The 25,254-nt window shown below is 41.6% G+C and carries 20 protein-coding genes and 1 tRNA gene; all 21 read left to right on the top strand.

All coding sequences use genetic code 11. The features are described from left to right. Positions 1–3 precede the first annotated feature (3 nt). The 21 genes from recN to smc all read left to right on the top strand — a co-directional run bounded on the left by recN (position 4) and on the right by smc (position 25,160). On the top strand, positions 4–1,671 hold the full coding sequence (recN, locus tag NYE79_RS04490) for a DNA repair protein RecN (protein WP_216728326.1): 1,668 nt from the start codon (positions 4–6) through the stop codon (positions 1,669–1,671). Beyond that, entirely contained in the window at positions 1,672–2,400 is a 729-nt protein-coding gene (locus tag NYE79_RS04495) for a metallophosphoesterase family protein (RefSeq protein ID WP_084873214.1), read from the top strand. Between the two features lie 78 nt (positions 2,401–2,478). After that, the gene (gene lepA, locus NYE79_RS04500) at positions 2,479–4,302 is read left to right on the top strand and encodes a translation elongation factor 4 (RefSeq protein WP_339293822.1); all 1,824 of its coding nucleotides are present in this window, start codon (positions 2,479–2,481) and stop codon (positions 4,300–4,302) included. 144 nt (positions 4,303–4,446) lie between these two features. Beyond that, positions 4,447–5,070, top strand: coding sequence for a hypothetical protein (locus NYE79_RS04505; RefSeq protein ID WP_216728328.1), 624 nt, complete (start codon positions 4,447–4,449; stop codon positions 5,068–5,070). Positions 5,071–5,150: 80 nt separating this feature from the next. After that, the gene (gene dprA / locus NYE79_RS04510) at positions 5,151–5,999 is read left to right on the top strand and encodes a DNA-processing protein DprA (protein WP_061586937.1); all 849 of its coding nucleotides are present in this window, start codon (positions 5,151–5,153) and stop codon (positions 5,997–5,999) included. A gap of 117 nt (positions 6,000–6,116) precedes the next feature. Next, entirely contained in the window at positions 6,117–8,204 is a 2,088-nt protein-coding gene (gene topA, locus NYE79_RS04515) for a type I DNA topoisomerase (RefSeq protein WP_216728330.1), read from the top strand. Between the two features lie 106 nt (positions 8,205–8,310). Continuing rightward, positions 8,311–8,670, top strand: a complete 360-nt coding sequence (locus NYE79_RS04520) for a YbaN family protein (protein WP_001220359.1) — start codon at positions 8,311–8,313, stop codon at positions 8,668–8,670. A gap of 93 nt (positions 8,671–8,763) precedes the next feature. Further along, a complete protein-coding gene (locus NYE79_RS04525) occupies positions 8,764–9,396 on the top strand; it encodes a copper homeostasis protein CutC (protein ID WP_216728331.1) in 633 nt (210 codons plus the stop codon). Positions 9,397–9,439: 43 nt separating this feature from the next. Further along, complete coding sequence (locus tag NYE79_RS04530) at positions 9,440–10,096, top strand: MmcQ/YjbR family DNA-binding protein (protein WP_213952030.1); 657 nt, start codon at positions 9,440–9,442, stop codon at positions 10,094–10,096. 314 nt (positions 10,097–10,410) lie between these two features. Continuing rightward, the gene (locus NYE79_RS04535) at positions 10,411–11,973 is read left to right on the top strand and encodes a 2-isopropylmalate synthase (protein WP_216728332.1); all 1,563 of its coding nucleotides are present in this window, start codon (positions 10,411–10,413) and stop codon (positions 11,971–11,973) included. Positions 11,974–11,984: 11 nt separating this feature from the next. Continuing rightward, complete coding sequence (gene leuB / locus NYE79_RS04540; protein WP_216728333.1) at positions 11,985–13,022, top strand: 3-isopropylmalate dehydrogenase; 1,038 nt, start codon at positions 11,985–11,987, stop codon at positions 13,020–13,022. Then, on the top strand, positions 13,019–13,288 hold the full coding sequence (locus NYE79_RS04545) for a DUF1294 domain-containing protein (RefSeq protein WP_125841322.1): 270 nt from the start codon (positions 13,019–13,021) through the stop codon (positions 13,286–13,288). Before leuB ends, NYE79_RS04545 begins: the two co-directional genes overlap by 4 nt. Before the next feature lie 3 nt (positions 13,289–13,291). Continuing rightward, entirely contained in the window at positions 13,292–14,674 is a 1,383-nt protein-coding gene (leuC, locus tag NYE79_RS04550; protein ID WP_216728334.1) for a 3-isopropylmalate dehydratase large subunit, read from the top strand. Positions 14,675–14,683: 9 nt separating this feature from the next. Next, positions 14,684–15,277, top strand: a complete 594-nt coding sequence (gene leuD / locus NYE79_RS04555; RefSeq protein WP_000410640.1) for a 3-isopropylmalate dehydratase small subunit — start codon at positions 14,684–14,686, stop codon at positions 15,275–15,277. Positions 15,278–15,306: 29 nt separating this feature from the next. Next, positions 15,307–16,086: a Sua5/YciO/YrdC/YwlC family protein gene (locus tag NYE79_RS04560; protein ID WP_216728335.1), complete on the top strand. Its 780-nt coding sequence runs from the start codon at positions 15,307–15,309 to the stop codon at positions 16,084–16,086. 150 nt (positions 16,087–16,236) lie between these two features. Beyond that, the gene (locus tag NYE79_RS04565) at positions 16,237–18,162 is read left to right on the top strand and encodes an McrB family protein (RefSeq protein ID WP_268711241.1); all 1,926 of its coding nucleotides are present in this window, start codon (positions 16,237–16,239) and stop codon (positions 18,160–18,162) included. Beyond that, on the top strand, positions 18,149–19,453 hold the full coding sequence (locus NYE79_RS04570) for an McrC family protein (protein ID WP_268711669.1): 1,305 nt from the start codon (positions 18,149–18,151) through the stop codon (positions 19,451–19,453). The genes NYE79_RS04565 and NYE79_RS04570 overlap by 14 nt, the downstream gene beginning before the upstream one ends. A gap of 169 nt (positions 19,454–19,622) precedes the next feature. After that, a complete protein-coding gene (locus NYE79_RS04575; RefSeq protein ID WP_247940928.1) occupies positions 19,623–20,609 on the top strand; it encodes a GMP reductase in 987 nt (328 codons plus the stop codon). Between the two features lie 67 nt (positions 20,610–20,676). Further along, a tRNA-Arg gene (locus NYE79_RS04580) sits at positions 20,677–20,748 on the top strand. Positions 20,749–20,931: 183 nt separating this feature from the next. Continuing rightward, complete coding sequence (gene rnc, locus NYE79_RS04585) at positions 20,932–21,630, top strand: ribonuclease III (protein WP_000661472.1); 699 nt, start codon at positions 20,932–20,934, stop codon at positions 21,628–21,630. Further along, the gene (smc, locus tag NYE79_RS04590) at positions 21,621–25,160 is read left to right on the top strand and encodes a chromosome segregation protein SMC (protein ID WP_339293823.1); all 3,540 of its coding nucleotides are present in this window, start codon (positions 21,621–21,623) and stop codon (positions 25,158–25,160) included. Before rnc ends, smc begins: the two co-directional genes overlap by 10 nt. Positions 25,161–25,254: the final 94 nt, after the last annotated feature.

Raw genomic sequence — 25,254 nt, forward strand, 5'->3', positions numbered from 1 at the left:
AGTATGTTACTTGAAATTTCAATAAAAAACTTTGCCATTATTGAGGCGATTTCGCTCAATTTTGAAAAGGGTATGACTGTTTTGACTGGGGAAACGGGTGCCGGAAAGTCTATCATTATCGACGCTATGAATCTCATGTTGGGGGCTCGTGCAACGATAGACGTTATTCGTCATGGTGCGCCAAAGGCGGAGATTGAAGGACTTTTTTCGGTTGAAAACAGTCGTGTTTTACAGGAACTTTTTGATGAGCAAGGTTTGGAAATGGGTGATGAAATTATCATCCGGCGGGAAATTTTGCAAAATGGTCGTAGTGTTAGTCGCGTGAATGGTCAGATGGTCAATCTGTCTGTCTTGCGTGCCATTGGGCAACACCTTGTGGATATCCATGGTCAACATGACCAAGAGGAGTTAATGCGTCCACAGCTTCACATCCAGATGTTGGATGAGTTTGGTGATGTAGCTTTCTTGGAGCTGAAGGAGACCTATCAGACGAGCTTTGATGCCTATCGCAAAAAGCGTAAGCAGGTTCTAGAAGTCAAGAAAAACCAGCAGGAACATAAGGCTCGTATTGAGATGTTGGAATTTCAAATGGCAGAGATTGAGGCTGCAAACTTGCAGGCTGGTGAAGACTTGGCTCTCAACCAAGAACGAGATAAGCTTCTCAATCATAAGAACATTGCGGATACGCTAACCAATGCCTATAGTATGTTGGACAATGAGGAATTCTCCAGTCTTGCTAATGTCCGTTCAGCCATGAATGACATGGAAAGTGTCGAAGAATTTGACCCTGAATACCGTGAAATTTCAAGTTCTCTATCAGAGACCTACTATGTTTTAGAAGATATTACAAAGCGTTTGGAAGATATTATTGAGGACTTGGATTTTGATGGTAATCGCCTTATGCAGGTTGAGAATCGCCTGGATCTTCTGAATACTATTACCCGCAAGTATGGTGGAACTGTGGATGATGTCCTGCTTTATTTTGCTAAGATTACGGATGAGTACAATCTCTTGACTGGAAATAACCTTTCTTCCGAAGACATGGAAGCAGAACTCAAGAAATTGGAAGTTAATCTTGTCGACTTGGCAGGTCAGCTTGCATCTGCTCGCCATGATTTGGCCCAGAAACTTGAAGCTGAGATTAAACAAGAACTGCAAGATCTCTATATGGAGAAGGCTCAATTTCAGGTTCGCTTTAGCAAGGGCAAATTTAATCGTGAGGGGAATGAAATGGTCGAGTTTTACATTTCTACCAACCCTGGTGAAGACTTTAAACCCTTGGTCAAGGTTGCATCTGGTGGGGAATTGTCTCGTCTCATGTTGGCTATCAAGTCTGCCTTTTCTCATAAGGAAGGTAAGACTAGTATAGTCTTTGATGAGGTGGATACAGGAGTTTCAGGTCGTGTTGCTCAAGCTATTGCTCAGAAGATTCACAAGATTGGCCAACATGGTCAGGTTTTAGCTATTTCTCACCTACCACAAGTAATTGCGATTGCAGATTACCAATTCTTTATTGAGAAGATTAGCGATGAGCACTCAACGGTGTCGACGGTTCGCCTTTTGACTTTAGAAGAGCGAGTAGAGGAAGTAGCTAAAATGTTGGCTGGGCAAAATGTAACAGAAGCTGCCCTTACTCAAGCCAGAGAATTATTGCAAACGAGGGAGAAATAAATGACAGACTATTATGTAATTGGAGATGTTCACGGGAAAGCAGGTATGCTAGAAGATCTGCTCAAAACCTGGGATGGTCAAACTCAGTTGCTTTTTCTAGGGGATTTGATTGACCGTGGTGAAGACAGTCGCCGTGTTCTAGAAATGGTCAAAGACTTGGTTGACAATCAAGGAGCTATCTGTTTATCAGGTAATCATGAGTATATGTTCCTGACTTGGTTGGACAATCCGGAGGAAAGCTATGACCACTATCGTCGAAATGGTGGAGATACAACCATCAACTCTATCCTAGGTCGCCCCTTGGATGCACCAGTTGATGGCGTAGAAGATGCCAAACGGGTTGCGACTGAAGCAGCAGACTTGGTCGAATTTATTCGTCAAATGCCATTTGTAGTAGAGACAGACAAGTATATCTTTGTTCATGCTGGTATTGATTTGACTTTGGATGATTGGCATGAAACGACCGATTACAAGAAAGTCTGGCTCAGAAAACCATTCCACGAAGCCGAAAATCATACCGGGAAAACTATTGTCTTTGGTCATACACCAGTCTATGGTCTACTAGATCAGAAACCAGGTACTGCTGACCTTTGGGTGACAGAAGATGGCAAGATTGGGATGGATGGAGGAGCCGTTTATGGAGGTGTCCTTCATGGAATCGTCTTTACAGACCATGGAATGACAGAACACCACTTTATCGAAAATGATGGCTTTATCGCCGAAGATTAGTACTCCTTACAGGGTATGGTCTTGTCAAAATGTTAAAAACAATTTATAATAAATAGATACCCTGAAAGGAAGAGAATCATGAATTTAGAAGAATTAAAAAAACGACAGGAGAAGATCCGGAACTTTTCTATCATCGCCCATATTGACCACGGGAAGTCAACGCTGGCAGACCGCATTTTGGAAAAGACGGAGACGGTTTCTAGTCGTGAAATGCAAGCCCAACTTCTGGATAGCATGGATCTAGAACGGGAACGTGGGATTACCATTAAACTCAATGCTATCGAGCTCAATTACACTGCAAAAGATGGCGAGACCTATATTTTCCACTTGATTGACACGCCAGGGCACGTGGACTTTACCTATGAAGTGTCGCGTTCGCTAGCTGCCTGTGAAGGAGCGATCTTGGTGGTTGATGCGGCCCAAGGGATTGAGGCTCAAACACTTGCCAACGTTTATCTAGCATTGGATAATGATTTGGAAATTCTGCCCGTCATTAACAAGATTGACCTACCAGCAGCTGATCCAGAGCGTGTTCGTACAGAGATTGAGGATGTCATTGGACTGGATGCCAGCGAAGCGGTCTTAGCTTCTGCTAAGGCTGGTATTGGGATCGAAGAAATTCTCGAACAAATCGTAGAAAAAGTACCAGCACCAACGGGTGATGTGACGGCGCCACTTAAGGCCTTGATTTTTGACTCAGTTTATGATGCCTATCGTGGGGTTATCCTCCAAGTTCGTGTCATGGACGGAGTTGTCAAACCTGGCGATAAGATTCAACTCATGAGCAATGGCAAGACCTTTGATGTGACGGAAGTTGGTATTTTCACGCCGAAAGCAGTAGGGCGTGATTTCCTTGCGACAGGTGACGTTGGTTATATTGCGGCTTCTATCAAGACAGTTCAAGACACTCGTGTGGGTGATACAGTTACCTTGGCAACCAATCCTGCGGCAGAGCCATTACATGGCTACAAGCAGATGAATCCTATGGTCTTTGCAGGACTTTACCCAATCGAGTCAAATAAATACAATGACCTTCGTGAAGCCCTAGAAAAATTGCAGCTCAACGATGCCAGCTTGCAGTTTGAACCAGAAACATCTCAGGCGCTTGGATTTGGTTTCCGTTGTGGATTCCTTGGACTTCTCCATATGGATGTTATCCAAGAGCGTTTGGAGCGTGAGTTCAATATTGACCTCATCATGACAGCTCCGTCTGTTATCTATAAGGTTAACCAAACTGACGGTGAGTCTATGGATGTCTCTAACCCATCAGAGTTTCCAGATCCAACCAAGATTGCGACTATTGAAGAACCGCATGTTAAGGCGCAAATCATGGTACCACAGGAGTTTGTTGGGGCAGTAATGGAATTGGCTCAACGCAAACGTGGGGACTTTGTGACCATGGACTATATTGATGACAATCGTGTCAATGTTATCTACCAAATCCCACTTGCTGAAATCGTCTTTGACTTTTTTGATAAGCTTAAGTCTTCGACGCGTGGTTATGCAAGCTTTGACTATGAATTGTCCGAGTACCGCCCATCTAAGCTGGTCAAAATGGACATTCTTCTCAATGGAGACAAAGTTGATGCCCTTAGCTTTATCGTTCACAAGGACTTTTCCTACGAACGTGGGAAACTCATCGTTGATAAGCTCAAGAAAATTATCCCTCGTCAACAATTTGAAGTGCCGATTCAAGCAGCAATTGGGCACAAGATTGTGGCTCGTACGGATATCAAGGCCCTTCGTAAAAACGTACTTGCCAAGTGTTATGGTGGTGACGTTTCTCGTAAGCGTAAACTTCTTGAAAAACAAAAAGCTGGTAAGAAACGCATGAAAGCTATCGGATCAGTAGAAGTCCCACAAGAAGCCTTCCTTAGCGTCTTAAGCATGGATGAAGAATAGAAATAGAAAACAAAACTCTTGAAGATTTTTCAAGAGTTTTTTCTTTAAATGTGAGCTATAAAATCGGAAACTAACAGAATTGATTAGGTTAAAATTTGACAGAAGTCCTTATTTTTCTTATAATGCAGATGGAAAGGTGGTAGGATGAAAAAATTATTAATTTTAGGTACTGTAGTTACTGCTAGTGTTTTTCTAGCTTCATGCTCCAATAAATCACAAACAGCAACCGAAGAAAGTTCGTCTGCAGTTGTTAGTTCTTCTAGCAGTCAGGAAACGAGTGGCTCTAGCTCTGCCGTTTCTGAAGCGAAAAAGGAAGAGACGCAAATCATCGGCTCGAATGAGTATGGTTTTGTCAAGGTACCCAAATCATGGGTTCGATTCCATGAAGTAGAAGGTGGAAATGATATACAGTATAGTGATGGAACAGATATCAACATTGTTACGCTGAATACCTTCAAGGCTGAGCAGTTTAATATCAGCGAAGAAGAATATGCTAAACTGGATGTTGTGGCTGTCTCATCTAGTATTTTAACTTCCAAAGAACAAAGCTCTGATTTCAGTAAGGTTTGGGGCTCCAAATCGACCATTGGAGGTTATGAAGCCTATGTTGTCAATGCAATTGCTAAGTCAGGGAAATACCTCGTTACTTGGGTTTTCCGATCAAATGATGGTAAAATCCGCTATGTTTCACTTGAAGGGGATGGGGAAGCTTTAAAAACAATCTTACCGATGGTTGAAAGTAGCTGGTCAACTACTAAAGCTGAATAAATGAAAAAAAGAAGATTCTTGGTCTTCTTTTTATTTTTTTACGAATAGATAGATGAGTAGAAAAAGAAATGGAGTTGTATATGAAGATCACAAACTATGAGATTTACAAATTGAGAAAAGCTGGGCTGACCAATCAACAAATTTTAACTGTTCTTGAGTACGACGAGACTGTAGATCAGGAGCTCTTGCTAGGTGATATTGCAGAAATTTCAGGTTGTCGTAATCCTGCTGTCTTTATGGAACGCTATTTCCAGATAGATGATGCACAGTTGGAGAAGGAGTTTCAGAAATTTCCATCCTTCTCGATTCTTGATGACTGTTATCCTTGGGATCTGAGTGAGATTTATGATGCTCCAGCGCTCTTGTTTTATAAAGGAAACCTAGACCTGTTGAAATTTCCAAAGGTTGCTGTTGTAGGGAGTCGTTCATGTTCTAGTCAGGGAGCAAAATCGGTTCAGAAAGTCATTCAAGGTTTGGAAAACGAGTTAATCGTGGTCAGTGGTTTGGCCAAAGGGATTGATACGGCTGCCCATATGGCTGCACTCCAGAATGGAGGAAGAACAATTGCTGTCATTGGAACAGGATTGGATGTTTTCTATCCCCGCGCCAATAAACGTTTGCAGGAACACATTGGCAATCACCATTTGGTACTTAGCGAGTATGGACCTGGTGAAGAACCCTTGAAATTTCACTTTCCAGCTCGTAATCGCATCATTGCTGGCCTTTGCCGTGGTGTGATCGTTGCAGAGGCAAGGATGCGTTCAGGGAGTCTTATTACCTGTGAACGAGCTATGGAGGAAGGTCGCGATGTTTTTGCTATTCCAGGAAACATTTTAGATGGCCATTCAGATGGCTGTCACCACCTGATTCAAGAGGGAGCAAAGCTGATTAGTAGCGGTCAAGATGTGTTAGCTGAGTTTGAATTTTAAGGAGAAATTTGTTCACTTAGATAAACTTTTCTTCTATATATAGGACTTAGGTCTTGACAGCTATAGAAAAATGGTTTACACTTTATAAAGTTTATTACTTTGAAAAGGTGTGATAGTGTGGCTACGGCAACAAAGAAGAAAAAATCAACAGTTAAAAAAAATCTAGTCATCGTGGAGTCGCCTGCCAAGGCAAAAACGATTGAGAAATATCTAGGCAGAAATTACAAGGTTTTAGCCAGTGTCGGGCATATCCGTGATTTGAAAAAATCCAGTATGTCAGTCGACATTGAAAATAACTATGAACCGCAGTATATCAATATCCGAGGCAAAGGCCCTCTCATCAATGATCTGAAAAAAGAAGCCAAAAAGGCCAATAAAGTCTTTCTGGCGAGTGACCCGGACCGTGAAGGAGAAGCAATTTCCTGGCATTTGGCTCACATTCTCAACTTGGATGAGAATGATGCCAACCGTGTAGTCTTTAATGAAATCACCAAGGACGCAGTAAAAAATGCCTTTAAAGAACCTCGCAAGATTGACATGGACTTGGTCGATGCCCAACAAGCTCGTCGTGTCCTAGACCGCTTGGTCGGGTATTCAATTTCGCCAATTTTGTGGAAAAAGGTCAAGAAGGGCTTATCAGCAGGACGCGTGCAGTCAGTTGCCCTTAAGCTCATCATTGACCGTGAAAATGAAATCAATGCCTTCCAACCGGAAGAATACTGGACAATTGATGGTGTCTTTAAGAAGGGAACCAAGCAATTTCAGGCTTCTTTCTATGGTATGAATGGCAAAAAGATGAAATTGACCACCAATGAAGAGGTCAAAGAAGTCTTGTCCCATTTGACTAGTAAAGATTTCGCAGTAGACCAGGTAGATAAGAAAGAACGCAAACGCAATGCGCCCCTACCGTATACAACTTCAACCATGCAGATGGATGCTGCTAACAAAATCAATTTCCGTACTCGAAAGACTATGATGGTAGCCCAACAGCTCTATGAAGGGATCAATATTGGATCGGGCGTGCAAGGTTTGATTACCTATATGCGTACAGACTCGACTCGTATCAGTCCTGTGGCTCAGAACGAAGCAGCAAGCTATATTAACGACCGCTTTGGTAGCAAGTATTCCAAGCATGGTAGCAAGGTCAAGAATGCCTCAGGTGCTCAAGATGCCCACGAAGCCATTCGTCCATCTAGTGTCTTTAACACACCTGAAAGCATCGCTAAGTACTTGGACAAAGACCAGCTTAAGCTCTATACCCTTATCTGGAACCGTTTTGTGGCTAGCCAGATGACAGCTGCTATCTTTGATACCATGGCTGTCAAACTCTCTCAAAATGGAGTCCAATTCGCGGCAAATGGTAGTCAAGTTAAGTTTGATGGGTATCTTGCTATCTACAATGACTCTGACAAGAACAAGATGTTGCCAGATATGGCTGTTGGAGATGTGGTCAAGCAGGTCAATAGCAAGCCAGAACAACATTTCACTCAACCGCCAGCTCGCTATTCGGAAGCGACTCTTATCAAGACCTTGGAAGAAAATGGAGTTGGACGTCCGTCAACCTACGCTCCGACCATTGAAACTATCCAAAAACGCTACTACGTTCGTCTGGCAGCTAAACGCTTTGAACCGACAGAACTGGGAGAAATTGTTAACAAACTCATCGTTGAATACTTCCCAGACATCGTCAATGTGACCTTCACAGCTGAGATGGAAGGAAAACTGGATGATGTCGAAGTTGGTAAAGAGCAGTGGCAACGTGTCATTGATGAATTTTATAAACCATTCTCTAAAGAAGTGGCCAAGGCTGAATCCGAAATGGAAAAAATCCAGATCAAGGATGAGCCAGCTGGATTTGACTGTGAAGTTTGTGGCAGTCCAATGGTGATTAAGCTCGGTCGTTTTGGTAAATTCTATGCTTGTAGCAATTTTCCAGATTGCCGTCATACACAAGCGATTGTCAAAGAGATTGGAGTCGAGTGTCCAAGCTGTCATCAAGGACAAATCATCGAACGCAAAACCAAGCGCAATCGTATCTTCTATGGTTGCAATCGTTACCCAGAATGTGAGTTTACTTCCTGGGACAAACCAATTGGCCGTGACTGTCCAAAATGCGGACACTTCCTTGTGGAGAAAAAAGTCCGTGGTGGAGGCAAGCAGGTTGTATGTAGCAATGGCGACTACGAAGAGGAGAAAATTAAATAAAATGCAGAGTCCTGAAAATAAATTTCAGGCTCTTTTTACTTGAAGCTTGACAAATTTCCTCACTTTGTGGGAAACTAGTAGAAGATTATTTCAAATAGGAGAAGACATGCGTATTATTTACCTAAGTATTGGTTTTATTTCTTTAGCCTTGGCTCTTGTTGGGGTTGTCTTGCCCCTCTTGCCAACAACGCCCTTCCTTTTGCTATCAATTGCTTGCTTTTCCAAGTCTTCAAAGAGATTTGAAGACTGGCTTTATCATACAAAGCTTTATCAGACTTATGTAGCGGACTTTCGGGAAACCAAGTCAATCGCGCGTGAACGAAAGAAAAAAATTATCGTATCTATCTATATCTTGATGGGGATTTCTATTTATTTTGCCCCTCTTTTACCAGTCAAAATCGGTCTGGGAGCCCTGACTATCTTTATTACCTACTATCTCTTTAAAGTCATTCCTGACAAAGAATAGATAAAAATAGTAGTTATTTGCCTTGATAAAAATGAAAGCATATTTAAAATAATATGATATAATAAATTTAAAGAAAACATCAAGGAGAATCAAATGATTTACGAATTTTGTGCTGAAAATGTGACCTTGCTTGAAAAAGCGATGCAGGCTGTAGCTCGTCGAATCGAACTTTGTGACAATCTAGCAGTGGGTGGAACAACACCTAGCTATGGAGTGACCAAGGCGGCGGTTGAACTGGCAGCTAACTACGACACCACCATCATGACCATGATTCGTCCCCGTGGTGGCGATTTTGTCTATACTGATCTTGAAATAGCGATCATGCTGGAAGACATTCGTTTGACTGCTCAGGCTGGAAGTCAAGGGGTGGTATTTGGGACATTAACTGCTGATAAGAAGTTGGATAAGACTAATCTTGAGAAGCTGATTGCCGCATCTAAAGGAATGGAAATTGTCTTTCACATGGCCTTTGATGAATTGAGTGATGAAGACCAGTTGGAAGCCATTGACTGGCTAAGCCAAGCTGGTGTCACCCGTATCCTAACTCGTGCTGGTGTGTCTGGAGACTCGCTAGAGAAACGTTTCGCTCATTATCACAGAATTTTGGAACATGCTAAAGGTAAAATTGAAATTCTACCAGGTGGGGGGATTGACTTGGACAACCGTCAAACCTTTATTGACCAGTTGGGCGTGACACAATTGCATGGAACTAAGGTTGTCTTTTAAAAAATAGAAAGGAACTGCTAGCTTTTGGTAGCAGTTTTCACTTATGTTTGAAATTTTTAAATCCTACCAGTTTAATAAAGAAAAAGCTCATGCCTATGGTTTTGTAGAAATGGGGGAAGTTTGGACCTATAGTTGCCAGATTTTGCAAGGTGACTTTTCCATGACAGTCTCTATCACTCCTGATAATGTGAGTTTTCAGGTTTTTGATCAGGAAACGGGTGACCTCTATCCTCAAGTACATATGGAAAGTATGACAGGAAGCTTTGTTGCAAGTGTCCGTGAGGCTTGTTTGGAGATTCTCTACCAGATTCGGAAGGCTTGCTTTGATGTGCAGGATTTTATCTGTCCTCAGACTAAGCGTATCATGGCTCAAGTTCAGGAGAAATATGGTAATCAGTTGGAGTATCTGTGGGAAAAGTCTCCTGATACAGCTGTATTGCGCCATGAAGACAATCAAAAGTGGTATGCTGTTGTGATGAGAATCCCATGGGATAAGCTGGAAAAGGGCAGAGAAGGACTAGTCGAAGCAGTTAACCTCAAACACGACCAAGTAGTTGACTTGCTTTCAAAAAAAGGCATTTATCCAGCCTTCCATATGAACAAACGTTACTGGCTTAGTCTGGCGCTTGATGATAGTTTGCAAGATGAAGAAGTGTTAGAATTTATCGAAAGAAGTTGGAACTTGACCGTGAAAAAATAAAGAAATTCGCTTGAGTTTTCAAACACTTTCAATTAGCAAAATATTCTTTACTGAAGAAATTTTCAGAAAATAATGGATTTTTTCTTGACAAGTGTTTTTAGCTATGCTAAAATACTAAACAAGATATCAAACGAAGGAGAAAGTCAAACATGAAAACAGCTAAGTTTAATCAATTTGCTTTGTTGTTGAGGTACTCGGGCTAGTGCAAAAGCATTAGTCCTGTTTGGCTTACCAAGCGGGAGTAAATCAACATCTCGCTTGGGCTTCTAAGCGAGATGTTTTTTTAAAACCACATTTGGAAAAGGGGAAATCTTATGCGTAAAGTTGAATTTTTTGATACAAGCCTTCGTGATGGGGAACAAACACCTGGTGTTAACTTCTCAATAAAGGAAAAAGTTTCCATTGCAAGACAGCTGGAGAAATGGGGAATTTCTGTAATTGAAGCTGGTTTTCCGGCTGCTAGTCCAGATTCATTTATAGCTGTTCAAGAAATTGCTAAAGCCATGAAAAAAACAGCAGTGACAGGATTAGCTCGTTCTGTAAAATCTGATATTGATGCTTGTTATGAGGCGCTTAAGGATGCCAAGTATCCTCAAATTCATGTCTTTATCGCTACCAGTCCGATTCACCGCAAGTATAAGCTCAATAAGAGCAAGGAAGAGATTTTAGAAGCTATCAAGGAACATGTTTCTTATGCACGTTCTAAGTTTGAAATCGTCGAATTCTCTCCTGAAGATGCGACTAGAACAGAGTTGGATTTCCTCTTACAAGTCGTTCAAACAGCGGTCGATGCAGGTGCATCTTATATCAATATCCCTGACACAGTTGGCTTTACGACTCCAGAAGAGTTTGCACGCATCTTTGATCACTTGACTGAAAATATTAAATCAGATCATAAAGTTGTCTTTGGTGTCCACTGTCACGATGATCTCGGTATGGCAACTGCAAATACTTTGACAGCAATTAAACACGGTGCTGGACGTGTCCAGGGAACTATTAATGGTATCGGTGAACGCGCAGGTAATGTTGCTCTTGAAGAAGTAGCTGTTGCTTTGAAGATTCGTGAGGATTTCTTCCAAGCAACTAGCGATATTGTTTTGGATGAAACAATGAATACGTCAGAAATGGTTTCTCGCTTCTCTGGTATTCCAGTTCCTAAAAACAAGGCTGTCGTTGGTGGTAATGCCTTTTCTCATGAATCTGGTATTCACCAAGATGGAGTTCTTAAAAATCCTCTCACTTATGAGATCATCACACCTGAATTGGTCGGTGTTAAGAGCAATAGCCTTCCGCTTGGAAAATTGTCTGGTCGCCATGCCTTTGTTGAAAAACTAAGAGAATTGGCACTAGATTTTACAGAAGAGGATATCAAACCACTCTTCGCTAGGTTCAAGGCACTGGCGGACAAGAAACAAGAAATCACAGATGCAGATATTCGAGCTCTGGTAGCTGGAACCATGGTTGAAAATCCAGAAGGTTTCCACTTTGATGATTTGCAACTTCAAACCCATGCGGACAATGACATCGAAGCGCTCGTTAGTCTTGCCAACATGGATGGTGAAAAAGTCGAATTTAATGCAACAGGGCAAGGCTCTGTTGAAGCAATCTTTAACGCTATCGATAAGTTCTTTAACCAATCTGTCCGCTTGGTGTCCTATACTATTGACGCGGTAACAGATGGTATCGATGCCCAGGCTCGTGTCTTGGTTACTGTTGAAAACAGAGATACAGAAACCATCTTTAACGCAGCAGGTCTTGACTTCGATGTATTGAAGGCTTCGGCTATTGCTTATATCAATGCCAATACTTTTGTTCAAAAAGAGAATGCAGGTGAGATGAGGCATAGCGTTTCCTACCGAGACATGCCTAGTGTGTAAAGGAGAAGGCTATGACAAAGAAAATAGTAGCTCTAGCAGGGGATGGAATCGGTCCAGAAATCATGGAAGCTGGTTTAGCAGTTCTGGAAGCTCTAACTTTAAAAACAGGTTTTGACTATGAGATAGATAGACGCCCCTTTGGAGGTGCAGGTATTGATGCTACGGGGCATCCCTTACCTGATGAAACCCTCAAGTCATGTAGAGAAGCAGATGCGATTCTCCTAGCGGCTATCGGTAGTCCTCAGTATGATGGTGCAGCGGTTCGGCCTGAACAAGGCTTGCTGGCTCTTCGGAAGAAACTCAATCTCTATGTCAATATTCGGCCTGTAAAAATCTTTGATAGTCTCAAGCATTTGTCACCTCTCAAACCGGAACGAATTGCTGGTGTAGACTTTGTCGTGGTGCGTGAGTTGACAGGAGGTATTTACTTTGGGGATCATATTCTTGAAGATCGAAAAGCGCGTGATATCAACGACTACAGTTATGAGGAAGTGGAGCGGATCCTTCGCAAGGCATTTGAAATTGCAAGAAGTCGCAGAAAAATCGTTACTAGTATCGATAAGCAAAATGTTCTAGCGACATCAAAACTCTGGCGGATAGTGGCTGAGGAAGTCGCGCAGGATTTCCCAGATGTTACCTTGGAACACCAGTTGGTGGACTCAGCTGCTATGATTATGATTACCAATCCTGCCAAGTTTGATGTCATTGTGACAGAGAATCTTTTCGGAGATATTCTATCAGATGAATCAAGCGTTCTATCTGGCACACTTGGTGTTATGCCATCTGCTAGTCATTCTGAAAAAGGTCCAAGCCTCTACGAACCCATTCATGGTTCAGCACCAGATATTGCAGGTCAAGGAATTGCCAATCCTATCTCTATGATTTTGTCAGTTGCCATGATGCTGAGAGACAGCTTTGGACGTTATGAGGATGCGGAGCGTATCGAGCGTGCTGTTGAAGCTAGTTTAGCGGCTGGTATTTTAACAAGAGATATAGGAGGACAGGCTTCGACCAGGGAAATGACAGAAGCCATCATTGAAAGATTATGAAGATAAATGAAGGAATCACGCTTGCCCTCTTGATTTGGAATTTGCTGGTTTTCTTGATTTATGGCATTGACAAATCCAAGGCAAGAAGAGGTGCTTGGCGCGTCCCAGAGAAAATCTTACTCATTTTAGCCCTTACTTGTGGTGGTTTTGGTGCCTGGTTGGCAGGAATCACCTTTCACCACAAGACTAGAAAATGGTATTTTAAAACAGTTTGGTTTCTCGGGATGGTGACCACACTAGTAGCCTTATATTTTATTTGGAGGTAATGGATGGCAGGAAAATCAATTTTTGATAAATTATGGGACCGTCATGTCATCACAGGAGAAGAAGGGCAGCCCCAACTCATGTATGTGGACCAGCACTATATTCATGAAGTGACTAGTCCCCAAGCTTTTCAAGGATTACGAGATGCGGGGCGCAGATTGAGACGGCCCGACTTGACATTTGGAACCTTTGACCATAATGTTCCGACCGTCAATATTTACGATATTCGAGATGTGATTTCTAAGGCTCAAATTGATAAGCTTGCTGAAAATGTTGAGGAGTTTGGGATTGAACATGCGGCCCATGGTTCTGAAAAGCAGGGAATCGTTCACATGGTAGGTCCAGAAACAGGACGGACGCAACCAGGAAAATTCATCGTCTGTGGAGATAGCCACACAGCTACTCACGGAGCTTTCGGAGCTATCGCTTTTGGGATTGGGACCAGTGAGGTTGAGCATGTCTTTGCTACCCAGACACTCTGGCAAGTTAAACCTAAGAAAATGCTGGTAGAATTCACTGGTGTTCCTCAAAAAGGAGTTTACTCTAAGGATTACATTCTCGCTTTAATTGCCAAGTATGGCGTTGCTTGTGGTGTAGGATATGTGGTGGAATATCGTGGGCAAGCGATTGATGCACTGACCATGGAAGAGAGGATGACCATCTGCAATATGTCCATCGAGTTTGGTTCGAAGATGGGAATTATGAATCCAGACCAGACTACCTATGACTATCTCAAGGGACGGGAATGCGTTCCCGAAGCTTTCGAGGAGGCGGTTGCTGACTGGAAGACGCTTGTCAGCGATGATGATGCCGTATACGATAAGGTTATCCGGATGGATGTCTCAGACTTGGCTCCCATGGTGACTTGGGGAACCAATCCTGCTATGGGGGTTGATTTTGACAGTAGATTCCCAGAAATTAAGGATATGAATGATGTGCGAGCCTACAATTACATGGACTTGGAGCCTGGTCAAAAGCCAGCGGATATTGAACTAGGCTATATCTTTATCGGCTCTTGTACCAATGCTCGGCTCAGTGACTTGCAACTGGCTGCTCGATTTGTCAAAGGGAAGAAAATAGCTCCCAACTTAACGGCTATCGTAGTTCCAGGCTCTCGTCCTGTCAAACGAGCTGCTGAGAAGTTGGGCTTGGATAAGGTCTTCTTAGACGCTGGCTTTGAGTGGCGAGACCCAGGTTGCTCTATGTGCCTAGGGATGAATCCTGACAAGGTCCCTGATGGGGTCCACTGTGCCTCAACCAGTAACCGCAACTTTGAAGACAGACAGGGATTTGGTGCTAAGACTCATCTCTGCAGTCCAGCCATGGCAGCGGCAGCAGCTATTGCAGGGCGTTTCGTAGATGTTCGGCAAATGCCAGAGGCCCAGTAAGGAGAGGATATGGAGAAATTTACAGTTTATACGGGAACGACTGTTCCTCTCATGAACGATAACATCGACACCGACCAAATACTCCCCAAGCAGTTTCTCAAGTTAATTGATAAAAAAGGCTTTGGTAAGTACCTAATGTATGCTTGGCGTTATCTGGACGATAACTATACTGAGGATCCAGACTTTGTCTTTAACCGACCTGAATATCGTAAAGCCAGTATTCTCATCTCAGGGGATAACTTTGGCGCAGGTTCTTCCAGAGAACACGCAGCTTGGGCTCTAGCCGACTATGGTTTTAAGGTCGTGATTGCAGGCTCTTTCGGGGACATTCATTACAATAATGAACTCAATAATGGCATGTTGCCCATTGTTCAGCCTAGAGAGGTTAGAGAAAAGCTAGCCCAACTTAAACCGACCGATCAGGTAACTGTGGACTTGGAACAACAAAAAATCATCTCACCAGTTGGAGAATTCACTTTCGAAATCGATAGTGAATGGAAACACAAGCTCTTAAACGGTTTAGATGATATCGGTATTACTTTGCAGTATGAAGACTTGATTGCTGCTTATGAAAAACAACGACCAGCCTATTGGCAGGATTAGAATAAATATAGAAAAGGAACTATAGAACTATGACAAATCACATTCAATGGAACGGAACACTTTCACAAGAAGGATATGACATTTTAAAAGGTGAGGGCGGTTGTATCGTTTGCCCCACAAAAGTTGGTTACATTATCATGACGAGCGATAAGGCAGGACTTGAACGCAAATTTGAAGCCAAAGAGCGTAACCGTAACAAACCAGGTGTTGTACTTTGTGGTAGCATGGACGAGCTACGCGCTTTAGCACAACTCAACCCAGAAATTGAAGCCTTCTACCAAAAACATTGGGATGAAGATATTCTCCTTGGTTGTATCCTTCCTTGGAAACCAGAAGCTTTTGAAAAACTCAAAGCATACGGTGATGGCCGTGAAGAACTCATGACTGACGTTCGTGGTACTAGCTGTTTTGTCATCAAGTTTGGTAAAGCTGGTGAACAATTGGCTGCCAAACTTTGGGAAGAAGGCAAGATGGTCTATGCTTCATCAGCTAACCCATCTGGAAAAGGAAACCGTGGTAAGGTGGAAGGTATCGGAGAACGTATCGAAGGAGCAGTGGACCTTGTCATCGAAGCAGATGACTATGTGGCATCCATCCAACCGGACAAAACAATCGAAACTCGCTACGAGCAAGGTGTGATGGTCTCTATGGTCGATAAAGATGGAAAACTCATCCCAGAACAAGGAGGAGACCGTTCAATCTCACCAGCTCCAGTTGTTATCCGCAAAGGGCTTGATATTGATAAAATCATGATGCATTTGTCAGATACCTTTAACTCATGGGACTACCGTCAAGGTGAGTATTATTAGGATAAAAAAGAGTCCAGTGTTATGAGATATTTAATCTCCTGACACTGGGCTTTTTCTTTAGAAATTCTTTTCTTTTTCTATAGGATATGATATTCTATATATGAAATATATAGTTTTTATTCGAACACTATTATAAAAGGAGTAAGATTGATGGATAAAAGAAAGGTTAGCTTGGAAGATTTTTATGCTTGGTACCAAGAAAATAAAATAAGATTAAGAGAAGATGCATTTAAATATAGTGTTCACAATGAAAAATTACGTGAAGAATTTCTTAAAGAATGGCCACTTGATAGAATTTTAACCATGTCTATCGATGAATACGTCATTGGGAAAGGTGCTAAAAGTAATTCTTTTTGCTATACTCTTGAGATAGGAAAGTACCAATCATTATTTATGGGGATTGGTGGAGGAGGTTCTTCAAAATTTGGTATTTATTGGAATGAGGATACCAAAAGCTATAAGAATCAAGCAAATAAAATCATTCCAGAATCGGAACTAGAAGGCCGATTTAACAAATTAAAATCGGATTTGTATGAGATCATCCAAGCTGGTAGAATGTTGGATTTCAATAATCCTATCTTTGACATGAAACAGTCAAAGAATGAATTTATTAGGCGTTCTGCAGTGGTAACAAAACTACTTTGTATTTATTCTGAGAATCCTTCTTTTTTAGGAGTAAATATGAATAGTCAAAATGAATTTTGGAATAGGTTGATTCCCCAAAGCAATCAAGGAGGACCCTATCGTCAGAATCATGAGATTTTTAAACTGTTTTCTAAAACATATCCTGAACTAGAATCTTCAATGTTGGGTAGTATTTTATTTGAGTATTCAAAAGATATTATAGACAGTAATGATAAGCAAGGAGAGAAAGAAATGTCTGAACAAAATAATTTTCATCATACCTTGAGTAATATCTTATTACAATCCAAAAACCTCATTCTCCGTGGTGCACCTGGTACAGGAAAAACTTATCTTGCTAAAGAAATAGCTAAAGAATTAACGGATGGCAACGAAGACCAAATCGGCTTTGTACAGTTTCACCCTTCCTATGATTATACGGATTTTGTAGAGGGGTTGAGACCAGTATCAAATGGGGATGGAGCTATTGAGTTTAAGCTACAGGATGGTATTTTTAAAGATTTTTGTCAGAAAGCAAAAGAAGCCCAATTGATTGGAGGACAAGATAATTTTGAGGAGGCTTGGGATTCTTACTTAGAATATATAAATGTTGCTGAAGAAAAAGAATATATAACAAAAACATCTTACTTATCTGTTAATAGTAGACAAAATTTGTCAGTAAATTATGATAGTGGTGTTCCAGGATGGTCACTACCTCGCAAATATGTTTACGAGTTGTATAAAGATAAAAATTATAATAAGCAAGAATACTACAAAAGTGGTGGAAAAACTGTCCTAGAAACATTGAGAAAGAGATTTGGTTTGAAAGACTATGTTTCCCCAACAGAAATTGATACTGATAAGAAATTCGTCTTCATCATCGATGAAATCAATCGTGGAGAGATTTCAAAGATTTTTGGTGAACTCTTTTTCTCTATTGACCCTGGTTATCGTGGTGAAAAGGGAAGTGTTTCTACCCAATATGCTAATTTACATGAGACTGATGAGAAATTTTATATCCCTGAAAATGTCTATATCATCGGAACTATGAATGATATTGACCGATCAGTGGATACCTTTGATTTTGCTATGCGTCGTCGTTTCCGTTTTGTTGAAGTTACTGCCGAGAGTCAAGTTGGTATGCTTGATGAGGTGCTTGGTGATAAAGCCGAAGAAGCAAAACTTCGTCTAAGAAATTTGAATGTTGCTATCGAAAACGTTCAGGAATTAAACAGCCATTATCATATTGGACCAAGTTATTTCCTTAAGTTGCAGGATGTAGATTTTGACTATGAGTTACTCTGGTCTGATTACCTCAAACCTCTATTGGAAGATTACTTACGTGGTTCTTATGAGGAGGCCGAAACTCTGGATACATTGAAAAAAGCATTTGATCTGACAAATAACGAGCGAACAGAACCCCAAGATACTGGTGATGACAATGCGGATCACTGATAATCAGTATAGAATCGCTAAAGAGGACTTTGTCGCAGAATATCCCAAACTTAGTCAAGCACTACTTGATAAAACACTAGATAACCTATCTCGAGAGGACAATATTTTTATTTTCCCAAATGATTTGATGAATTCTCCTGATCTAGACAGGGACCAAAAGATTTTGGAAACAGTTAATCAGGAAATCAAGACAGGAAATGTAATTGGTTTTCTTGGATATGGTCAGGAAAGATTAACGATTTCCTCTCGTTTTTCTGATGAAAGTAACGACCATTTTTTGCATTATCTTTTACAAAAGGTTCTCAATATAAATCTGACTAGTTTGGATGTTGGTCTATCTTCAGAGGATAAACTCTATCAGCTTTTGATTTACCTCTTTCCCAAATATCTGCAAGCTACTCTCCGAAAAGGTCTTTATAAGGAATACCAGCGATTTTTCCATAACGATAGTCATGTAAAGGGTGTACTAGATGTTGGAAATCATCTGAAAAAAAATCTCCCTTTTACGGGAAATATTGCCTATACTACTAGGGAATTTACCTATGATAATCCACTCATGCAGTTGATTCGACATACGATTGAGTACATAAAGAATCAGAAAAGTTTCGGAGCTCTGCTCGATAGTAATCGTGAAAATATGACAGAAATTACTCGTGCAACCCCAGCTTATAAACTCGCTGATCGTGCTAAGATTATCAGAATGAATAAAACGAAACCCATCCGACACGCCTATTTCAGAGAGTATAGAAAGTTACAGGAGCTTTGCCTGATGATCCTAAATAGAGAGAAGCATGGGTTAGGATATCAAGAGCAAAAAATTCATGGTATTCTCTTTGATGTTTCCTGGCTCTGGGAAGAGTATATTTACACCTTGTTGCCAAAAGGTTTTGTACATCCCAGAAATAAGGATAAGACGGATGGAATTTCAGTATTTTCTGTTGGGAAACGAAAAGTATATCCAGATTTTTATCATAAAGAGTTAAAAATAGTTTTAGATGCTAAATATAAAAAACTTGAAGATACTGAAAAAGGAATCAACCGTGAGGACTTATTCCAGCTGATTTCCTATTCTTATATTTTAAAAGCTGAGAAAGCTGGTCTTGTTTTTCCGAGCAAGGACAAGGTTGTTGATAATGAGATAGGAAAGCTAGCAGGTTATGGAGCTTTGTTGAAGAAATTGTCTATCCAAATTCCTCAGAATGCTTCATCTTATAATGAGTTTTGTGAAATGATGGAAAGCTCCGAAGCAATTTTTAAAAGAAATATTGATAAGGAAGTGGGGAGAAACTAATCTCCTCACTTTTTATATTTAAATTATAAAAACCGAACATTATTGTTTCATAATTGAAATTATTTGACAAAAGCTGTACTTTGGTTTATAATAAGTCAAGGAAACGTCGGAAAAGACGTAGGGATGCGTAAGCATAGGTAGGTCATTACAAAAGAAACGAGACATCGATATGTTAAATGAATTTCCAATTTTTGATTACGAAGATATTCAGTTGATCCCAAACAAATGTGTCATTAAAAGCCGTGCAGAAGCAGATACCACTGTCACACTTGGAAATCACACTTTCAAACTACCTGTTGTACCAGCAAATATGCAGACGATTTTGGATGAGAATGTTGCAGAGAAACTGGCTAAAGGCGGATACTTCTACATTATGCACCGTTTTGATGAAGCGGGGCGCATTCCTTTTATCAAGCGCATGCACGATCAAGGGCTCATTGCTTCCATTTCGGTCGGTGTCAAGGACTACGAGTATGACTTTGTTAGCCAACTCAAGGCTGATGCTCCTGAGTATATTACTATTGACATTGCTCATGGTCATGCAGATAGCGTGATTTCTATGATTCAACACATCAAGAAAGAATTGCCAGATACTTTTGTCATTGCTGGGAATGTTGGAACACCAGAGGCTGTACGTGAATTGGAAAATGCTGGTGCGGATGCTACCAAGGTTGGAATTGGTCCTGGTAAGGTTTGTATCACCAAGGTCAAGACTGGTTTTGGTACAGGTGGTTGGCAGTTGGCAGCACTTCGCTGGTGTGCTAAGGCGGCTCGCAAACCGATTATTGCTGATGGTGGGATTCGTACTCATGGTGATATTGCTAAGTCTATCCGTTTCGGTGCTAGCATGGTCATGATTGGTTCCCTATTTGCAGGTCATATTGAAAGCCCAGGAAAGACGATTGAAGTCGACGGCGAACAGTTCAAAGAATACTATGGTTCAGCTTCTCAATACCAAAAAGGAGCTTATAAAAACGTGGAAGGAAAGCGCATCTTACTGCCTGCTAAAGGGCATTTGCAAGACACCCTTACTGAGATGGAACAGGACTTGCAAAGTGCTATTTCCTATGCAGGTGGACGCAAGGTTGCTGACCTCAAACACGTTGATTATGTTATCGTGAAAAATTCTATCTGGAACGGGGATGCTTCCCACTAATGGACGCTTAGTCTAGCCATAAAAAACTTGTTATTAGAGCAAATTTCTGTTATAATAAGACAAGTTTCCACCCTTAGTGTAATGGATATCACGTAAGATTCCGGTTCTTGAGATGGGGGTTCGATTCCCTCAGGGTGGATGTAAAAAGCCTATGAAAGCCTTAAATAAGGCTTTTTTCTTTATCTCGCCCCAAGTTTGCCCCTAAAAATGAAAAGTTTGTTCTAAAAAATGCTCAAATCCCCTCTAGTCCCGTTTTAAAGTGACTCAGGGGGCTTTTTTTGATATAATAAAAGAGACTGTTATCAGTTAGAAAGAGGTTGGTATGAAAGAATTACAAACTGTACTAAAGAAGCGTTTTGCAATCGAATTTGCAGACAAAAACTTACTGGAAACGGCCTTTACTCATACGAGTTATGCCAATGAGCACCGCCTCTTAAAAATTTCACACAATGAGCGCTTGGAATTTTTAGGAGACGCTGTTCTGCAATTATTGATTTCAGAATATCTGTATAAAAAATATCCTAAGAAACCAGAGGGAGATTTGTCTAAACTCCGTGCTATGATTGTCCGTGAGGAGAGTTTGGCTGGTTTTGCGCGTGATTGCCAGTTTGATCAGTTTATCAAGCTAGGAAAAGGAGAAGAAAAGTCTGGTGGGCGCAATCGTGACACCATTCTTGGCGATGCCTTTGAAGCCTTTCTGGGAGCATTGCTTTTAGACAAGGATGTTGCTAGAGTAAAAGAGTTTATCTATCAGGTCATGATCCCCAAGGTTGAAGCAGGTGACTTTGAAATGATTAAGGATTACAAGACACACCTGCAAGAGTTGCTCCAAGTCAATGGAGATGTAGATATTCGTTACCAGGTGACCTCTGAGACGGGGCCTGCCCATGACAAGGTTTTTGATGTAGAAGTTCTGGTTGAGGGCAAGAGTATCGGAAAAGGTCAAGGCCGTTCTAAAAAATTGGCAGAACAAGAGGCCGCCAAAAATGCAGTTGAGAAAGGGCTGGATTCATGTATTTAAAGGAGATTGAGATTCAGGGATTCAAGTCCTTTGCTGACAAGACCAAGGTCGTCTTTGACCAAGGTGTGACAGCTGTCGTTGGGCCCAATGGTTCTGGGAAGTCAAATATCACAGAAAGTTTGCGATGGGCCTTGGGAGAGTCTAGTGTCAAGAGTCTTCGTGGAGGCAAGATGCCCGACGTTATCTTTGCTGGAACTGAAAGCCGCAAACCACTCAATTATGCCTCTGTTGTCGTGACCTTGGACAATGAAGATGGTTTTATTAAGGATGCAGGGCAAGTCATTAAGGTAGAACGCCATATCTACCGTAGTGGAGATAGCGAGTATCGAATTGACGGCAAGAAAGTCCGCTTGCGTGATGTACATGACCTCTTCTTGGATACAGGATTGGGACGAGATTCCTTCTCCATTATCTCTCAAGGGAAGGTTGAGGAAATTTTTAACTCCAAGCCCGAAGAACGCCGAGCTATTTTTGAAGAAGCTGCTGGAGTTTTAAAATACAAGACTCGTCGAAAAGAAACAGAAAGTAAACTGCAACAAACTCAGGATAATTTAGACCGCCTTGAAGACATTATCTACGAGTTGGACAATCAAATCAAGCCCCTTGCAAAGCAAGCTGAAAATGCGCGCAAGTTTCTCGACTTGGATGGTCAACGTAAGGCAATTTACTTGGATGTACTGGTTGCCCAAATCAAGGAAAATAAGGCCGAACTAGAGCTGACAGAAGAAGAGCTAACGCAAGTTCAGGAACTCTTGACCAGTTATTACCAAAAACGTGAAGAGTTAGAATGGGAAAATCAAACTCTTAAAAAGAAACGCCAGGATCTCCAAGCTGAAATGGCCAAGGATCAAGGAAGTTTGATGGATTTGACCAGTCTAATCAGTGACTTAGAGCGAAAACTAGCCCTATCAAAACTGGAATCCGAGCAAGTTGCCCTTAATCAACAAGAAGCACAAGCCCGTTTGACGACTTTGGAAGATAAGAGACAGGCTCTAAGTAAGGAAAAGGCTGAAAAAGAAGGGAATTTGGAACAGTTAGAAGAAAGTCTAGCTGAAAACAACAAGGAACTCAATCGTTTAGAAGCGGAGTTGTTGGCATTTTCAGATGATCCTGACCAGATGATCGAGCTTTTGCGTGAACGTTTTGTGGCACTTTTACAAGAAGAAGCGGATGTCTCAAACCAGTTGACCCGCATCGAGAATGAACTAGAGAACAGCCGTCAGTTATCTCAAAAACAAGCAGATCAACTTGAGAAACTGAAAGAACAACTGGCTACAGCTAAAGAGAAGGCCAGTCAACAACAGGCTGAGCTTGAAACTGCCAAGGAGAAAGTTCAGAAATTATTGGCAGACTACCAAGCTAGTGCCAAGGAACAAGAGGAGCAGAAAGTTTCTTACCAAGCCCAGCAGAGCCAACTCTTTGATCGTCTAGACAGTCTCAAAAACAAGCAGGCTAGAGCTCAGAGTTTGGAAAACATCCTAAGAAATCATAGTAATTTTTATGCGGGTGTTAAGAGTGTTCTTAAAGAAAAAGACCGTCTTGGTGGGATCATTGGTGCAGTCAGTGAACATTTGACCTTTGATGTGCATTATCAAACTGCTTTGGAGATTGCACTTGGAGCTAGCAGTCAGCATATCATCGTAGAAGATGAAAACGCGGCAACAAAGGCGATTGATTTCCTCAAACGTAATAGAGCTGGTCGTGCAACCTTTCTTCCATTGACGACGATCAAGGCTCGTACGATTTCTAGTCAGAATCAAGATGCTATCGCAGCAAGTCCAGGATTTCTGGGTATGGCAGATGAGTTGGTGTCGTTTGATAAGAGACTAGAAGCCATTTTTAAGAACTTGCTAGCAACGACAGCAATTTTTGACACTGTAGAACATGCGCGTACGGCAGCTCGCCAAGTTCGTTATCAGGTTCGTATGGTGACACTAGATGGGACAGAGTTGCGCACAGGTGGTTCCTACGCGGGTGGTGCCAATCGCCAGAATAACAGTATCTTCATCAAGCCAGAGCTGGAGCAATTACAAAAAGAAATTACTAAAGAAGAAGCTGACTTGCGGTCAGAAGAAGCGAGTTTGAAGACCTTGCAAGATGAGATGGCGGTATTGGCAGAAAGATTAGAAGCTATCAAATCTCAGGGTGAGCAAGCTCGTATTCAGGAGCAAGGCTTGTACCTTGCTTATCAACAAACCAATCAGCAGGTCGAAGAACTGGAAACGCTTTGGAAACTTCAAGAAGAGGAATTAAATCGCCTTACTGAAGGAGATTGGCAAGCGGATAAGGAAAAATGCCAAGAGCGCCTTGCTACTATCGCCAGTGAAAAGCAAAATCTGGAAGCTGAGATTGAAGAGATTAAGTCTAACAAAAACGCTATTCAAGAACGCTATCAAAACTTGCAGGAACAGATTTCTCAAGCGCGCTTGCTTAAGTCAGAACTGCAAGGACAAAAGCGGTACGAAGTGACTGATATTGAACGCTTAGGTAAGGAATTAGATAACCTCAATCTTGAACAAGAAGAAATCCAGCGTCTCCTTCAAGAAAAGGTTGATAATCTTGAGAAAGTGGATACGGATTTGCTAAGCCAGCAGGTGGAAGAGGCCAAAACTCAGAAAGCCAATCTTCAACAAGGTCTGATTCGCAAGCAGTTTGAATTGGATGATATCGAGGGTCAACTGGATGATATTGCCAGCCATTTGGATCAGGCTCGCCAGCAGAACGAAGAGTGGATTCGCAAGCAAACACGTGCTGAAGCTAAGAAGGAAAAGGTCAGCGAACGCTTACGCCATCTACAAGGTCAGTTAACAGATCAGTACCAGATCAGTTACACAGAGGCGCTAGAAAAGGCTCATGAACTGGAAAATCTCAATCTGGCGGAGCAAGATGTTAAGGATTTAGAGAAGGCTATTCGCTCGCTGGGTCCTGTCAACTTAGATGCTATTGAACAGTACGAAGAAGTCCACAACCGTTTGGATTTCCTAAATAGTCAACGAGATGATATTCTGTCTGCTAAAAACCTACTCCTTGAGACCATCACAGAGATGAATGATGAGGTTAAGGAACGCTTTAAATCAACCTTTGAGGCTATTCGTGAGTCCTTTAAAGTGACCTTTAGACAGATGTTTGGTGGAGGTCAGGCAGACTTGATATTAACTGAGGGCGATCTTTTAACAGCTGGTGTGGAGATTTCTGTTCAACCTCCAGGTAAGAAAATCCAATCTCTCAACCTCATGAGTGGTGGTGAAAAAGCCCTATCGGCCTTGGCCTTGTTGTTCTCTATCATTCGAGTCAAAACTATTCCTTTTGTTATCTTGGATGAGGTAGAGGCGGCGCTGGACGAAGCTAATGTTAAACGTTTTGGGGATTACCTCAACCGCTTCGATAAGGATAGTCAGTTTATCGTCGTGACCCACCGTAAGGGAACGATGGCGGCAGCTGATTCTATCTATGGAGTTACCATGCAAGAATCAGGTGTTTCTAAGATTGTTTCGGTTAAGTTAAAAGATTTAGAAGAAACAATAGACTAGTTACCAAATGATAGCATCTCTTAGGAGGTGCTATTTTTTTAAACTAAAGTGCTAAATTTTCTCTTACGGTCAGTTCAGGCGCAAAAAACGACAT

Origin of the sequence: Streptococcus sp. FSL W8-0197 (assembly GCF_037963785.1) — a bacterium.
GTDB lineage: Bacteria > Bacillota > Bacilli > Lactobacillales > Streptococcaceae > Streptococcus > Streptococcus oralis_CQ.

What these genes read in the sequence shown, in the direction of transcription:
- recN (WP_216728326.1), top strand. Translation starts at nt 4, where the DNA reads ATGTTACTTGAAATTTCAATAAAAAACTTTGCCATTATTGAGGCGATT.
- NYE79_RS04495 (WP_084873214.1), top strand. Translation starts at nt 1,672, where the DNA reads ATGACAGACTATTATGTAATTGGAGATGTTCACGGGAAAGCAGGTATG.
- lepA (WP_339293822.1), top strand. Translation starts at nt 2,479, where the DNA reads ATGAATTTAGAAGAATTAAAAAAACGACAGGAGAAGATCCGGAACTTT.
- NYE79_RS04505 (WP_216728328.1), top strand. Translation starts at nt 4,447, where the DNA reads ATGAAAAAATTATTAATTTTAGGTACTGTAGTTACTGCTAGTGTTTTT.
- dprA (WP_061586937.1), top strand. Translation starts at nt 5,151, where the DNA reads ATGAAGATCACAAACTATGAGATTTACAAATTGAGAAAAGCTGGGCTG.
- NYE79_RS04520 (WP_001220359.1), top strand. Translation starts at nt 8,311, where the DNA reads ATGCGTATTATTTACCTAAGTATTGGTTTTATTTCTTTAGCCTTGGCT.
- NYE79_RS04525 (WP_216728331.1), top strand. Translation starts at nt 8,764, where the DNA reads ATGATTTACGAATTTTGTGCTGAAAATGTGACCTTGCTTGAAAAAGCG.
- NYE79_RS04530 (WP_213952030.1), top strand. Translation starts at nt 9,440, where the DNA reads ATGTTTGAAATTTTTAAATCCTACCAGTTTAATAAAGAAAAAGCTCAT.
- NYE79_RS04535 (WP_216728332.1), top strand. Translation starts at nt 10,411, where the DNA reads ATGCGTAAAGTTGAATTTTTTGATACAAGCCTTCGTGATGGGGAACAA.
- leuB (WP_216728333.1), top strand. Translation starts at nt 11,985, where the DNA reads ATGACAAAGAAAATAGTAGCTCTAGCAGGGGATGGAATCGGTCCAGAA.
- NYE79_RS04545 (WP_125841322.1), top strand. Translation starts at nt 13,019, where the DNA reads ATGAAGATAAATGAAGGAATCACGCTTGCCCTCTTGATTTGGAATTTG.
- leuC (WP_216728334.1), top strand. Translation starts at nt 13,292, where the DNA reads ATGGCAGGAAAATCAATTTTTGATAAATTATGGGACCGTCATGTCATC.
- leuD (WP_000410640.1), top strand. Translation starts at nt 14,684, where the DNA reads ATGGAGAAATTTACAGTTTATACGGGAACGACTGTTCCTCTCATGAAC.
- NYE79_RS04560 (WP_216728335.1), top strand. Translation starts at nt 15,307, where the DNA reads ATGACAAATCACATTCAATGGAACGGAACACTTTCACAAGAAGGATAT.
- NYE79_RS04565 (WP_268711241.1), top strand. Translation starts at nt 16,237, where the DNA reads ATGGATAAAAGAAAGGTTAGCTTGGAAGATTTTTATGCTTGGTACCAA.
- NYE79_RS04570 (WP_268711669.1), top strand. Translation starts at nt 18,149, where the DNA reads ATGCGGATCACTGATAATCAGTATAGAATCGCTAAAGAGGACTTTGTC.
- NYE79_RS04575 (WP_247940928.1), top strand. Translation starts at nt 19,623, where the DNA reads ATGTTAAATGAATTTCCAATTTTTGATTACGAAGATATTCAGTTGATC.
- rnc (WP_000661472.1), top strand. Translation starts at nt 20,932, where the DNA reads ATGAAAGAATTACAAACTGTACTAAAGAAGCGTTTTGCAATCGAATTT.
- smc (WP_339293823.1), top strand. Translation starts at nt 21,621, where the DNA reads ATGTATTTAAAGGAGATTGAGATTCAGGGATTCAAGTCCTTTGCTGAC.